Annotated in this window: 11 protein-coding genes; 2 read left to right on the forward strand and 9 right to left on the reverse strand. The window is 60.7% G+C overall.

The annotated features are described in order from the left end of the window. Positions 1 to 12: 12 nt before the first annotated feature. From KI810_RS00790 to KI810_RS00810, 5 genes are all read right to left on the reverse strand, one after another. Positions 13 to 1,737, reverse strand: a complete 1,725-nt coding sequence (locus tag KI810_RS00790) for an acyl-CoA carboxylase subunit beta (RefSeq protein ID WP_214173585.1) — start codon at positions 1,735 to 1,737, stop codon at positions 13 to 15. A 145-nt stretch (positions 1,738 to 1,882) separates the two neighbouring features. Next, positions 1,883 to 2,446, reverse strand: coding sequence for a helix-turn-helix domain-containing protein (locus tag KI810_RS00795; protein ID WP_214173586.1), 564 nt, complete (start codon positions 2,444 to 2,446; stop codon positions 1,883 to 1,885). A 239-nt stretch (positions 2,447 to 2,685) separates the two neighbouring features. After that, positions 2,686 to 3,948, reverse strand: a complete 1,263-nt coding sequence (locus tag KI810_RS00800; RefSeq protein ID WP_214173587.1) for a (Fe-S)-binding protein — start codon at positions 3,946 to 3,948, stop codon at positions 2,686 to 2,688. Between the two features lie 75 nt (positions 3,949 to 4,023). Next, complete coding sequence (locus KI810_RS00805) at positions 4,024 to 5,403, reverse strand: FAD-binding oxidoreductase (protein WP_214173588.1); 1,380 nt, start codon at positions 5,401 to 5,403, stop codon at positions 4,024 to 4,026. Positions 5,404 to 5,455: 52 nt separating this feature from the next. Continuing rightward, entirely contained in the window at positions 5,456 to 6,712 is a 1,257-nt protein-coding gene (locus tag KI810_RS00810; RefSeq protein ID WP_214173589.1) for a lactate racemase domain-containing protein, read from the reverse strand. Positions 6,713 to 6,924: 212 nt separating this feature from the next. Here KI810_RS00810 and KI810_RS00815 point away from each other — a divergent pair, with 212 nt between their 5' ends. Both KI810_RS00815 and KI810_RS00820 read left to right on the forward strand, forming a co-directional pair. Continuing rightward, the gene (locus KI810_RS00815) at positions 6,925 to 8,961 is read left to right on the forward strand and encodes a sodium-translocating pyrophosphatase (RefSeq protein WP_214173590.1); all 2,037 of its coding nucleotides are present in this window, start codon (positions 6,925 to 6,927) and stop codon (positions 8,959 to 8,961) included. A gap of 197 nt (positions 8,962 to 9,158) precedes the next feature. Beyond that, entirely contained in the window at positions 9,159 to 10,037 is an 879-nt protein-coding gene (locus tag KI810_RS00820; protein ID WP_214173591.1) for a hypothetical protein, read from the forward strand. A gap of 75 nt (positions 10,038 to 10,112) precedes the next feature. Here the strand turns inward: KI810_RS00820 and glgA are convergent, their stop codons facing one another. The 4 genes from glgA to KI810_RS00840 form a co-directional block, all read right to left on the reverse strand. Then, positions 10,113 to 11,600 (reverse strand): glycogen synthase GlgA, encoded by a 1,488-nt coding sequence (gene glgA / locus KI810_RS00825; RefSeq protein ID WP_214173592.1) that lies wholly within the window; start codon positions 11,598 to 11,600, stop codon positions 10,113 to 10,115. Between the two features lie 171 nt (positions 11,601 to 11,771). Next, entirely contained in the window at positions 11,772 to 12,782 is a 1,011-nt protein-coding gene (gene hypE / locus KI810_RS00830; protein WP_214174674.1) for a hydrogenase expression/formation protein HypE, read from the reverse strand. 198 nt (positions 12,783 to 12,980) lie between these two features. Next, complete coding sequence (gene hypD / locus KI810_RS00835) at positions 12,981 to 14,072, reverse strand: hydrogenase formation protein HypD (protein WP_214173593.1); 1,092 nt, start codon at positions 14,070 to 14,072, stop codon at positions 12,981 to 12,983. Continuing rightward, on the reverse strand, positions 14,069 to 14,299 hold the full coding sequence (locus tag KI810_RS00840) for a HypC/HybG/HupF family hydrogenase formation chaperone (RefSeq protein ID WP_214173594.1): 231 nt from the start codon (positions 14,297 to 14,299) through the stop codon (positions 14,069 to 14,071). The genes hypD and KI810_RS00840 overlap by 4 nt, the downstream gene beginning before the upstream one ends. Between the last annotated feature and the right edge of the window lie 34 nt (positions 14,300 to 14,333).

Raw genomic sequence — 14,333 nt, forward strand, 5'->3', positions numbered from 1 at the left:
AGTTAAGAGCAATTAGTGGAACTCGCGCTGGATCGCCTGCATCGGCCCCGGCTTGTAATGCCTGAGCAGGAAGTTCATGTTTTCACCCAGCACCTTGCGCAGGTCGGTGGGCATGACCAGCGACGATATGGAGCCCAGCGCCAGGCCTTCCTTCGGATTCATCAGCTCTTTTTCATAGCGCATGTTAAGGGCGGCTTCCTCGATCTTCAGCCACTCCGCGACATCCTTTTCTGCGTCCTTCCTGGCCTCGCCGGGATCCATCCCCGCCGCAACCCGCTCCTGGGTCCCCAACTTGACCCGCTCGGCAGCCGCACCACGGACCTTGCGCAACTCGTCCTTGTACACAAACTCCTTGCCCGCAGGCCCCATGACCGCCAGGCGGGTGGTGGGAAGTGCCAGCACCAGGTCGGCCCCGGTCGGATAGTTGTTATAGGAGGCGTATGCTCCGCCGTAAGCATTCCGGATGATGAGCAGGATGCGGGGGGTCCGGATGTCGACGATGGAATCCAGCATGGCACGGCCAGCCTGGACGATACCGCGGGACTCCTGCTCGCGGCCCGGCAGGAAGCCGGTGGTGTCTTCCATGAAAATGATCGGGATATTGTAGATGTTGCAGAACCGGTTGAAACGGGCGATCTTGTAGGCGGAATCCACCGATATCTGGCCGGAGGAAACCGCGCTGTTGTTGGCCACAAAGCCGACCACGTTGCCACCCAGCCGGCCAAAGGCGGTCACCGCCTCACGGGCACGATCGGGCTGAAGCTCAAAATAGTCACCATGATCGCAGATCTGCTGAATCATGATCGATACGTCAAAGGGAGTATTGAAGCCGGTCGGCGAATTGAAGGCTTTCTTCAGCAGGGTATTGATCTCCCAGGTCTTGCGGTCAAGGGGGTCGCTGGTCTTCTGGAAGGGGGCCATGACGCTGTTGTTGTCGGGGATGTAATTCAGGAGCTGTATGGCGGCGCGCAGGGCACCCACCTCGTCCTCCACCGTCAGGTCGGCAACACCGGAAGCACCGTGGACCTTGGGACCACCCAGATCTTCGGGGGTAACGTCCTCGCCCAGGACCGACTTCACCACGCCCGGTCCGGTCAGGCCGAAGAAGGTGTCGTTGGGCTGGATGACGAAGCTCCCCTGGCGGGGGAGGTAGGATCCGCCGCCGGCGTTGAAACCGAACATACACATGATGGAAGGGACCACGCCGCTGATCTTGCGCAGCGCTGTAAACGCCTCGGCATAACCGTCAAGGCCACCCACCCCTGCCGGAACGAAAGCACCGGCCGAGTCGTTCATGCCGATGACCGGGATCCCTTTTTGGCCAGCCATCTGGAAGAGCAGTGCCAGCTTGCGGCCGTTGGTGGCGTCGATGGAGCCGGCCCGCACCGTAAAGTCGTGCCCGTAGAGGGCCACATCACGGCCGTTGATAGAGAGAATCCCGGTAACCAGCGAGGCGCCGTCCAGGTTCTTGCCCCAGTTCTGGAAGAGGATGTTGGGCTCTTTCTCGGTGAGCACCCGGATCCGCTCCCAGACGGTCATCCGCTTCTTGAAGTGCTGCTTTTCGATCTGGGCGATGCTGACCGACTTGATAGGACGCTCGATCAGGTCATGCCCTTCCTTCATCGCCTCCTCGTAGCCACCCTTTTTCCCGGGGATTTCTCCCGGAATGGTGAAATCAACGACTTTCTCGGGCGCAAAGGGGTTCTTCAATGATGCTTGTATCGCTTTTTTAGACATCTCAGCCATCCTTCCGGTACGTGGGATAAATAACGCCAAATCAGTGTAAAGGCTCTGTATTACCGACAATCCGAAGCTTCCAGGGGGGTGAACCTGAGGGTCTCAACGTGGGAATGTCAAACGTCAAACCGTAGGTAATCGTTTACTATCGTGTAACGACGGCCAGCACCTGCACCTCCGAACCATCCCTGGAAAGGAGCCGGTGCTTCATGGATGAGTCGAAATAGACGCAGTCCCCTTCCCCAAGCGTGACGCGTTCGTCATCAAGGAGCAGTTCCGCCTCCCCTTTCATGATAAAGAGGAACTCTTCGCCATCATGGCTGTAGGTATTCTCCTCGGTGGTCTTTTCCGTCACCGTAAGGAGGAACGGTTCCATCTTCTTGTTCTGCTTGCGAAACGAAAGGGACTCGTAGGAATAACCCTGGCTGGTCCCGGCGCGGGAAATCACGCGAGGGATGACCTTCCGCTCACCCCGGCGTACCACTTCGTAGCGGCACTCTTCCTCGTCCTCGTTGAAGAAAAGCCCGATCTTGACGTCAAAAAACTTGGCGATCTTGGACAGGGTGGCAATGGGAGGAGAGACGTTATTGTTCTCTATCTGCGAGATCAGGGCCGGCGAAAAACCGGTTTCCCGTGCCACCGCCTGGAGGGTCATTTTCTTTGCCAGCCGGAGTTTCTTGATCTTGGCGCCGATATTGTAATCGGTCATTTACGCTCCACGTATAAACGATAAAATAAAACTAGTTTCTATTTTACCCGGCAATAGATAAACTATTTTAACTTCTAATGTCAATAAAATTTTTTTACCGAACATAAATTCCGCAGAGCAAAACGCGCTGTTTTTACGGAGTATTTTAACGCTATTGTACGGCTGTTACCCCCATGCGCATAGGGGGTGCGGCGGAAAACAAAACAGCTTGTCAAATTTACGTGGGGTACGCAGCAGTGCTAGCGGAGCTTGCGGGCCAGTATTTCCAGAGTATGCATCACCCTGGTCCGCGCACCGGCCTGCTTGAGTCCATCGGATAACTGCATCATGCAGCCGGGACAGCCGGTAACCACCGCCTCTGCACCCGTATTCAGTATGGCTTCGCTCTTGCCGGCATTGATCCTGAGGGACGTGTCATAGTGGTAAACGTTAAAGGTCCCCCCCAGGCCACAGCACTTGTCGGCACCCTCCATCTCGGCCAGTTCCACCCCTGGCGTCCCCTTGAGGAGTTCCCGTGGCTGTCGCGTGATGCCCCGCGTGCGCAGGTGGCACGGGTCGTGGTAGGTTATGGTAAGGGATTCACCGGCGCCGGTCTCCGCAGGGTGCAGGCCGAGCTGCTGAAGGAGTTGGGCAGCATCGACGGTCTTCTCGGCAATGGCCTTGAGTCGCGCCATGAGTTCGGGACTCCGTTTCCCCACCACAAGGGGATAGAATTTGTGGAGCGCCCCGCCGCAGGTGGCGCAGGCGGTCATGATGTAGTCGGCCTCGTATTTCTCCAGGGCCGTCAGGTTCTTCTCCGCCAGCTCCCGCACCGTCGCCAGGTCTCCTCCCGACATCCCCGGCAGGCCGCAGCACTGCTGATCCTTCGGGATGATGACCGTGCACCCCAGGTGCCGGAAGAGAGCCAGTGCCGCCTCCCCCACCTCGGTATAGACGAAGTTGGTCATGCAGCCGACGAAAAAGACGATGCGGGGCTTCCCCAGCTCTCCCTGGATTACCTCGGGATGACGGTCAAGGAACGGTTTCTTTGCCAGTTGGGGTATATGACGCTTTCCCCCCACGAAGGGAAGGGGAAAGCGAAGCCGCAGGCCAGACGTGGCCGGGACCTTGCGGAAGAAGAGGGGTCCCAGGATGGCAGCCGCCATGGCTCCGAAGTTCATCAGCTTGCGGTTCCCGATGACCCGCCCCACCGCCTTGTGGAAGGTGGTAAGCCCCCGCTTTTGAGCCAGCGCCTCCCGGGCCGCGATGACGATCTCGTCGGTGGGGACCTCGTTGGGACACTTCTCGACGCAGCTGCCGCAGAGGAGACACTTGGACATGGCCAGGTAGGTCTGGTCATCCAGGGTGATGTCCTCTTTCATCAGGTGCTGGGCCAGGGCCACCTTCCCCCGGGCCGCCGCCGGTTCCCGCTGCCAGGCGGCGAACGCCGGGCAGTGGGCTCGGCAGGCACCGCACTTCACGCACTTCTTCAGCTCTTTTTCTACATGTTTCAACGGGTCCAAAATATGAAACCTTTCCTCTTGATTTGTGACCTATAGGACCTATGGGACATACAGGTCCTATAGGTCAGTCTGTCATCACACCGGAAACATCTTGCCGGGATTGAGTATATTATTGGGATCCAGCGCCTTCTTGATCGCCTGCATGGTCGCGATCTGTGCCGGAGACAGCTCCAGCGGAATGAACGGCTGCTTGGAAAGGCCCACGCCGTGCTCCCCCGACATGGTTCCCCCCAGGTCGAGGGCGGCCCTGAAGACATCGGCGATCGCCCCGTGGGCCTTCTCCTCCATCCCCGGCACCGCCTTGTCGATCATGATGTTGACGTGGATATTGCCGTCCCCCGCATGGCCGAAATTGACGATGGGGATGTCGTATTTCTGCTGGATCTGCTCGATGCGCCTGATGACGTCGGGGACCTTGCTCCGGGGAACGACGATATCCTCATTGTACTTGTCCGGGTTCACGTCGCGCAGGGACGGGGAAACGAGCCGCCGCACCTTCCAGAGCGCCTCGGACTCGGCAGCGTCCTTCGCAACCTTGAACTCCACGAGCCCCAGGGGTTTGATCACCTCGTGGATCTTTGCTGCCTGCTTTTCTATGAGCTCCCGGTCGCCGTCCACCTCGATGAGGAGTACCGCCCGGGCCTCGGCCGGCAATCCCAGGTTGAACCGCCGGTCGACACACTGGAGAGTGGCGTGGTCCATGAACTCCAGGGTCGTGGGGATGATCTTGTTGCCGATGATGGTGGAAACCGCCCGGGCAGCGCCGTCGATGGAGTCGAAGGTGGTGAGCATGGTCTTCTTCGCCTCCGGATAGGGGAGGAGCTTGAAGATGATCTTGGTGACAACCCCCAGCGTCCCCTCGGAACCGACGAGGAGGCGGGTGAGGTCATACCCCACGACCCCCTTGTAGGTTTCGCCGCCGGTCCGGATAATCTCCCCCGTGGGAAGGACCACCTCCAGCCCCATGACGAAGTCGCGGGTGACGCCGTACTTGACCGCGCGGGGGCCGCCGGCATTCTCGGATACGTTCCCCCCCAGGGTGGAAAACTTGAGGGAAGCGGGGTCGGGGGGGTAGAAGAGGCCGAGCTTCTCCACCTCCTGCTGGAAGTGCTCCGTCACCACCCCCGGCTCCACCTCGGCAAGGAGATTCTCCTGGTCGATGCGGAGGATCCGGTTGAGACGGGTGGTAACGAGAACGATCCCCCCCCCCTTGGGGAGTGCTCCTCCGGAGAAACCGCTCCCCGCACCGCGGGGGAAGACCGGGATGCGCTCCCCGTTGGCCAGTTTGAGGACCCGGGAGATTTCCTCTGCGTTCCCCGGGTAGACCACCGCGTCGGGAAGAAACTCCATCTGGGTGGCGTCGTAGGAATTGCAGATGAGGTCCTGGGTTTCGGTGGCGATATTCTCTGCACCGACGATTTCTTTCAACCTCTGGATGATAGGTTCATCAAGCATGCGCGTCTCTTTCTGATTAATTGATGGTAGGGGCGTGGTTCCCCTTTTGCCCCTACGAAATCACCGGCAGGACCGTTCCCCCTTCGGGAATGACATACGCCGTATAGTCCCGGGGCAGCATCGTCGCCGCCTTGGCAAGCGCTTCGTCTAGTGACGCCGCAGGGGACATCCCCATGGTCTGCACCTCTTCCGGAGGAAGGCTGGAGACGAGGATGACCCGGTAACGCTGCGCCTTGTACAGGGTGGAATAGGCCGTCTGGCCGTTGATCTCGTAGTGACGCCTGAGTGCCGCCTCGAACTCCGGCAGTTCCCGGTGACGGAACCAGTCGAAGAAGGTGGCATTGCCGTACCCGTCCCGACACTCGGCCAGGAGGACGAGAACTCCCCCCTCCCGCAGCGCCTGGCACCCGTATTCCATGGACTTGTGTGCCTGGATGAAATTGATGTCTTTGGGAAACCCGCCGCAGGAGACAACTACCAGGTCGGCCGATGCGGCGAGACGGCAGGTGAAATGCTCTGCATAGTAACGGCAACCGGCCGCGAAGGCCTCCCGCCAGTCACCGGCAAAGGCGGCGACAATCCGCTTGTCGGGGGAAAGTACCGTGTTGAAGATGAAATCGGGGGACACCAGGGCGCACGCCTCGTCCATAGCTTGATGGACCGGGTTCCCCTCCAGATTGCCGGTTGTCGCACGGAGGTTCTTGCCGTTCCCCTCCCCCGGATTGAGCACGGCGAAGTGGCTGGCCATGCACGCCTGCCTGCTCGCTACGCCAGGCAAAATGGCCTTCCGGCCACCGCTGAAACCGGCGAAATAATGAAAGCCGATGGTGCCGGTAAGGATCACCCGGTCCGCCTCGGTGATGCGCCGGTTGATCTCGACTCCGACCCCGTTGCCGGTTTTCCCCAGATAGACCAGCTTCCCCGGGTCGTCGCAGTCGTGGTCCGTGATACGGATCCTGCCGTAAAGTGCGCCCGCTATCTTTTTATGTTCGGCGTCGGTCTGCTTCCGGTGGATACCAAGGGCGATGACGATCTCGATGTCGCTCTCCTTGATGCCGGCCCGTTTGAGACGTTCGACAAGGAGCGGCAGGTATATCTCGCTCCCGGTATAGCGGGTTATGTCCGACGTAACGATCACCACCCGCTCGCCCCGCTGGAACAGTGCCAGATGCTCTTCGCACGCATCCAGCGCGGCGCTCACCAATGGTTCCGGTCCCGTCGCCGGCTCCGACACCTCTGCGCGTATGACCTCTGACAGGCCTTTGACCACGCCGCAGTCAAAGGCTGTATCTCCATATTTCAATAGCATGATGTGCCCATAATAACCCCTGGACGACAAGAGCGCAAGATGTAAGACGTCATCGGCGTCCGCACAGGATGTTGTTTCGCGGGATATTTTTCTTCGGCTGAGCCCCTACTTTAGTATTGACAATCATCCGAGTTTACTCGTAGAATTCTGCGTTTTTACTCATCCGTAACCACGCCTTTCAGAGGCACAACTATACACAGGAGGATGTTTCAATGGAACAGTATGCAGTGCTCTTCGCCCTGGTCTGCGCCGCGGCTGCCGTCGCTTACGGACTGATCTCGGCCCAGTGGATCCTGGGGCTTCCCCAGGGGAATGAGCGGATGAAGCAGATCGCCGCAGCGATCCAGGAAGGTGCCGGCGCCTACATGAAACGCCAGTACACGATCATCGCCGTGGTTGGCACCATCATGTTCGTGGCACTTTTTGCCACTCTCGGCTACAAGACCGCCATCGGCTTTGCCATCGGCGCCATCTTTTCCGGTCTGACAGGTTTTATCGGCATGTTCGTTTCGGTCCGGGCCAATGTGCGAACCACCGAAGCGGCAAAATCGGGTATCGTCAAGGCCCTGAACGTCGCCTTCAAAGGTGGTGCCATCACCGGCATGCTGGTAGTCGGCCTTGGCCTTCTCGGCGTTGCCGGCTACTACCTGGTCCTGCAGAAACTCATGCCGGGCGCCCCGGTCAAGGATGTGGTCAGCCAGCTGGTCGGTCTCGGCTTCGGGGGTTCCCTCATCTCCATCTTCGCCCGTCTCGGCGGCGGCATCTTCACCAAGGGGGCCGACGTGGGTGCCGACCTGGTGGGTAAGGTCGAGGCCGGCATTCCCGAGGACGACCCGCGCAACCCGGCGGTCATCGCCGACAACGTGGGGGACAACGTGGGCGACTGTGCCGGCATGGCTGCCGACCTGTTCGAGACCTATGCCGTTACCCTGATCGCCGCCATGCTCCTGGGGGCCATAACGTTCAACAACTTCGCCGGCGCCGTCAGCTACCCGCTGATCCTCGGCGGTATCTCCATCGTCGCCTCCATCATCGGTACCTACTTTGTCAAGCTCGGTGCAAGCCAGAAGATCATGGGCGCCCTTTACAAGGGCTTGATCGCATCAGGTGTCATCGCCTGCATCGCCTTCTACTTCGTCACCGTGATCATGTTCCCGGCCGGCAACCCCACCGGATACTCCGCTACCAATATCTTCATCTCAGCCATCGTCGGCCTGGTGGTGACCGGCGCCATCTTCTGGATCACCGAATACTATACCGCCACTGAGTACGGGCCGGTGCGGCATATCGCCGAAGCTTCCACCACTGGTCACGGCACCAACGTCATCGCCGGTCTCGGGGTCTCCATGAAGTCCACCGCCCTGCCGGTGATCGTCATAGCCGCCGGCATCATCGTTTCCTTCAACGCTGCTGGCGTCTACGGTATTGCCATCGCCGCCGTCTCCATGCTCTCCCTCACCGGCATCGTTGTCGCCATGGACGCCTACGGTCCGATCACCGACAACGCCGGCGGCATTGCCGAGATGGCCGAACTGGACGACTCGGTCCGCGCCGTCACCGATCCACTCGACGCCGTGGGGAACACCACCAAGGCGGTCACCAAGGGGTACGCCATCGGCTCCGCCGGTCTGGCCGCGGTCATACTCTTCACCTCCTATGTGCAGGAACTGACCATCGCCAACAAGACTTTCGACCTGTCCGACCCCTACATCATCGTCGGCCTCTTCATCGGCGGCATGCTCCCCTACTACTTTGCCGCCCTCTGCATGGAAGCGGTGGGCAAAGCGGGTGGAGCCGTGGTCGTCGAGGTCCGGCGTCAGTTTCGCGAGATCAAGGGAATCATGGAAGGGACCGGCAAGCCGGACTATGCGTCCTGCGTCGATATCGTCACCAAGACCGCTCTGAAAGAGATGGTCATCCCTGGACTTATTCCCATCGTCGCACCGGTCATCGTCGGCTTCACCCTCGGCCCCAAGGCTCTGGGAGGCGTCATCGTCGGCACCATCGTTACCGGCATTTTCGTCGCCATCTCCATGACCACCGGTGGTGGCGCCTGGGATAACGCCAAGAAGTACATCGAGGATGGTCACTTTGGTGGCAAGGGGGGCGATGCCCACAAAGCCGCCGTTACCGGCGACACCGTCGGCGACCCCTACAAGGACACCGCCGGCCCGGCGGTCAACCCGATGATCAAGATCATCAACATCGTATCGCTGCTCATCGTTCCCCTTCTCAACCGGATGGGGTAGAGCGGTACGCCCTGCAACAAAAGAGTGGCGGCCTCCAGGCCGCCACTCTTTTTTCGGTCAGCATTCGCTGTATCCGCAACGCATTTCACAAATCTGTGGCAATCATCCCGGAAACCTGTTAAACATTAGCACTGGCTAACCATAATAATCCCAACTGAAGGACCGTCGTTCGTTTGTCCTTTCCCCCGGAGGAACCCGTGCCTGGCATTCACGACAACATTCAGCGGGCAGTCGTCGCGCTGCTCTTCACCCTGGTCTGTCTTGCCGGTCCCCTGTCACCGGTGGCACGGGCACAGGGGGACCAGTTCCTCGTCAGCGCCTTCACCCCACCCTTCCCCATCAAGAGCATCGACGTCGAACCGTTCAACCGGAATGACAGTCTGGTGAAAATAGTCACACTGCATACCGTCAAGGGGGGGATGCTCGAAGAGTATTCAAGCCTTCTCCTCTCCCGCGGAATAACCATCTACGGCCCCACCTTCTACGGACCCTTCGATGGCAACCGCTCTACGGTGGATGCCACCATCACCATGACCCGGAAGGTCCCGGGCAACCCGGACGCCGTGGACCTGTCCACCAGTGCAGTGAAAACCGTCGCGGGGAACAGGCCGGTCCCCCCCCTTTTCGTCAATGAAAAAGAATTGATTATCCCTGTCGAAGGGGATTTTGGCCGAAAGTGGCAGCGCCTGACCATCATGCCGGACCGCGAGCCTGCCGGTGGGGAGCCGATGGTAGGGCGTTTTCCCGGGGCTAAACTGCGCCAGGTGGAAACACCCGCGGAGGGGCAGGGAAGCCGGAAGCGGCTGGTTTACGCGACGCGCGCCCCCTTCACCGACGTTCGGGATTACTATCTGAAGCGCCTCAAAGATCTCCACCCCATCGTCACCGTCACCGGCAATCCTGCCGCCCCCCCCACCCCGAGCGAGCTGTTCGGCATCAGGACCCTCGCCCGTCAGGTCACGGTAGCGGGCTACACCTACCGCAACCGGGTAATGTACTATACGGAGGTGACCCTCAAGCAGGGAGGGGATCCGAACCTGGCCGACTATGTGGAGATAGAAGTGCTGGAAAACTGAGACGGGAGGCGACTCCCATCGGGCGGAGCAAGCGCTGCCCCTGAGGAAATTGCTCCCCCGCGCAGCGCTGCCTGTTTATATACCTGCTGTTCTCCCCCGCCTGGCCATCGCTTTTACGTAGAGTTCTTCATAGCCGCGTGCCGCTTCATCCCAGGTGAAGCGGCATGCCATGGCATTCCTCACGAGCGCCTCCATGGCATCCTTGCGATGGTACCAGGTGTGAACGGCCCAGCCGAGGGTGTCGAACAGCGCACCGGCATTGAGGTCCCAAAACTTGAAGCCGGTTCCGGCGAGAGAGCGTTCGTCGAAGTTCTCCACGCTGTCGTCGAGACCGCCGGTGGCCCGAACGATGGGGAGAGTGCCATAGCGGAGGCTGTACATCTGGTTCAGGCCGCACGGCTCGAAGGCGGAGGGCATGAGGAAAAAATCGGCCCCCGCCTCGATCCGGTGGGCAAGGGGGTTGTCGTAGCCGATGATGCAGCGGAATGTGTCGGGGTACGCGGCCTGGATGTCGCCGAAGTAGAAATGGGCCCACGGCTCGCCGGCACCGAGCATGACGAACTGAAGATCGAGTCCCAGGATGCGGGGGATCGCTTCAGCCAGGACATCGATCCCCTTCTGTTTGACGAGCCGTGACACCATGCCGATGAGGGGGACGTCATCCCGCACCGGAAGCCCCACAGCCCGTTGCAGCTCCCGCTTGCAGACGGCCTTGCCTGACAGGTCATCCGCAGAATAGGGTACCGGGATGAGGGGGTCGCTCTCCGGGCTCCATTCGCCGTAATCCACCCCGTTGAGGATACCGGAAAGATCCGCAGCCCGTTCCCGCACCACCCCCTCCAGCCCCCACCCGTACTCCGGCGTCTGGATCTCCCGGGCGTACCCCTCGCTCACGGTATTGATGAGGGTGGCGTGGTAGAGTCCCCCCTTGAGCAGGTTGACCTGGTTGTCCTTTTCCAGCCCGAGGAAGGTGAAGTGCTCCCAGCCGACACCGAGCACCTCCATCGCCCCCTCGTAAAACGTTCCCTGGTGCTGCATGTTGTGGATGGTAAGGAGCGATGCGGCCGCTCCCACATACGGATCGGTGCGGTAGAGGGTGTTGAGGAGGACCGGAATCGCCGCCGTATGCCAGTCGTGGGCGTGGACCACGTCGGGTCGGAAGTCGAGCATCTTGCAGAGTTCCAGGGCAGCCTTGGAGAGAAAGATGAAGCGGTTGTCGTTGTCCAGGTACCCCTCGTTGTCAACCTCGTACAGTCCGCCACCACGACCATAAAGCTGTTCATGCTCCAGGAAATAGACCGGCACGTCGCTGTCCGGAAGGCGCCCCTCGTAGACGCCGCAGTACATATCGCCGATGATCCCCATGGGGACCACGAGCACGCCGGGAAGGAGCTTCAGTCCGTACCGTTCCCGGTCAACCTTGTAGTAGCGGGGCATCACCACCCGCACGTCATGGCCGCGGGCGGCCAGTGCCCGGGGAAGCGCACCGACCACATCTGCCAGCCCCCCTTCCTTGGCAAACGGCACCGCCTCGGAGGCGGCCATCAGAATGTTGAGTCCCATGCAGAACCTCGTCAGGGCACAAATAGCGATAAACCTGAAAAAACATTTTACCACAGAGGTCACGGAGGAAAACTACAACCTCTCTCCACGGGTCTCTTATAATCAATAAGCCTATTTCCTCAATGATTTCTCTGTGTCCTCTGTGGTCAGGGCTTTGTTGTTGTTTGGACTTCAGCAGATCCGGGGCAGTTGCTCCCCCGCCAGCATCTCCACCCCTCGCATTCCCCCCACGGCAGTCTCCAGCTGCACCCGGCCGTCGGAAGCCCCAGTCACCTCGCCGATGATGGCCGCATCCCGGCCGAGGGGGTGCTGGCACATCCGGTCAAGGGCGGCATCGGCCCTCTCTGGCGCGACGATGGCCAGGAGCTTCCCTTCGTTGGCCACGTAGAGCGGATCGAGGCCGAGGATGGAGCAGACCCCCTTGACGCCGTTCTTCAGCGGCAGGGATTCCTCCCGCAGGGTAACGGTCACGCCGGACTGGATGGCGATCTCCTTGAGGGTGGTCGCCACCCCGCCGCGGGTCGGATCCCGCAGCACACGGAGGGCATCCCCCTCCTTCAGCAGCTCCGCCACCAGGCCATTGAGGGCAGCGCAGTCGCTCTCGATGTCAGTGGACAGCTCCAGTCCCTCCCGGGCCGCCAGCACCGCGATGCCGTGGTCGCCGATGGTGCCGTTGATGATCACCCGGTCCCCGACCCGGGCCTTGCAGCCGTTGATCTCCACCCCGTTTTCCACCACCCCGACCCCCGAGGTATTGATGAAGAGCCGGTCCGCCTTCCCCCGGGGGACCACCTTGGTGTCGCCGGTGACGATGGCGATCCCCGCACCGTCGGCAGCCTCCCGCATGGACGCAAGAATCGCGGCAAGTTCCCGGCGGCTCATCCCCTCCTCCAGGATCAGGCCGACGCTCATGAAGAGGGGGCGTGCCCCCATCATGGCCAGGTCGTTCACCGTCCCGTTCACCGCCAGGGTGCCGATGTTGCCCCCCGGGAAGAAGATCGGGTCCACCACGTAGGAATCGGTGGTAAAGGCAAGCCGTTGGCCGTTGTGCTCCACCACCGCCGCATCGTTCTGTCCCGCCACCGAAACTCCCGACAGGGTCGGGATGATCAGCTCGTCCAGCAGCTGATGGGAGAGCTTCCCGCCACTGCCGTGGCCCAATAAAATGAGGTCCTTATCCATCATTAACTCTCCAGAAGGAATTGCTTGAACCAAGCAAGGGCATTTTTAACAGGGATAATCAGGATATTCAGGATTAAAGGCGTTCAGATTCAAAAACAAAAAAATAGGTTTCGGTTTTATCCTGTTTATCCTGAACATCCCTGTTAAATAGATTTTCAGGTTTTACTCCGTGCCTCTGTGCCTCTGCGGCAGATTTATCTATCTTCCATATTTGTATGCCGCCGCGCATGTCCCTTCTGACGACACCATACACGCCCCCACCGGCGCCTCGGGGGTGCAGGTTGTGGCGAAGAGCGGGCAGTCGAAGGGGCTCACCTTCCCCTTGAGAATCTCCCCGCAGAGGCAGCCCCGGTGTTCCCGCAGCGCTTCTACCGCCACGGGGATGGCCCGTTCCGCGTCGTAGCGGGCGTAGGGCTCGGCAATCCTGAGGCCGCTGCCGGGGATCACCCCGATGCCGCGCCAGGCAACGTCGCAGGGAGTGAATACCCGGGTCAGCACCGCCTGGGCCCGCACATTTCCTTCCGCAGTCACCACCCGCCGGTACTGGTTTTCCACCCGGCTTTCTCCTGCCAGCACCTGCCGGACCAGCATCTCCACTCCCTGCATCACGTCGGTCGACTCGAAGCCGGTCACCACGCAGGGAATCCCCTGTTTTTCGGCCAGGGGACGGTAGGCATTGGCGCCGATGATGGCGCTCACGTGGGCCGGGCAGAGGTAGCCATCGATCCGGAGTTCCGGATCGTCGGCCAGGATCTGCATCGGTACCGGGATGGTCTTGTGGGCGGTCAGGACGAAATAGTTGGCGAGCCCCTGCTGTTCCGCCGCCAGGATGCTCCCCGCTATGGTCGGGGCGGTGGTTTCAAAGCCGACCCCGAGGAAGATAACCCGCAGTTGGGGGTTTCTGGCCGCCAGGGCGACGGCGTCCAGGGGGGAATAGACAATGCGGATATCCGCTCCCCGGGCCCGCTCCTCCATGAGGGAGGTACTGGAGCCGGGGACCCGGACCATGTCGCCGAAGGTGGCGATGATCGTGCCGGGGAGGCGGGCCAGGGCGATGGCACGGTCGACGTAGCCGTTGGGGGTGACGCAGACCGGGCAGCCGGGGCCGGAGATGAGCCGCACCTCCGCCGGCAGAAGTGAGCGGATGCCGTACTGGTAGATGGCCATGGTGTGGGTGCCGCAAATCTCCATGAAGGTCATGGGGGTGGTCCGTCCCTCAACCAGCCCCCTGATCCGCTCCGCAAAGCCGAGGACCACCTGGCGGTCGCGGAATTCGTCCAGATAATTCATCGCATATCCTCGGGCTTGAACACTTCCCGCATCATCTCCAGCGTCTCTCGGGCCTCGTCCTCATCCAGTTTCGAGATAGCAAAGCCGGCATGGACGATGACATAATCCCCCACCCGCAGCTCATCCGCCATGAGCATGAGGCTCGCCTCCCGCTTCACCCCGTCGATCTCGGCCACCGCATCGGTGCCGTCAATGCTGATGATACGCATCGGAACCCCTACACACATACAAAATCTCCCTTTAAAATGAATGGTACGCGGA

This window comes from Geomobilimonas luticola, from assembly GCF_018476905.1.
In the GTDB taxonomy this organism is placed as follows: domain Bacteria; phylum Desulfobacterota; class Desulfuromonadia; order Geobacterales; family Geobacteraceae; genus Geomobilimonas; species Geomobilimonas luticola.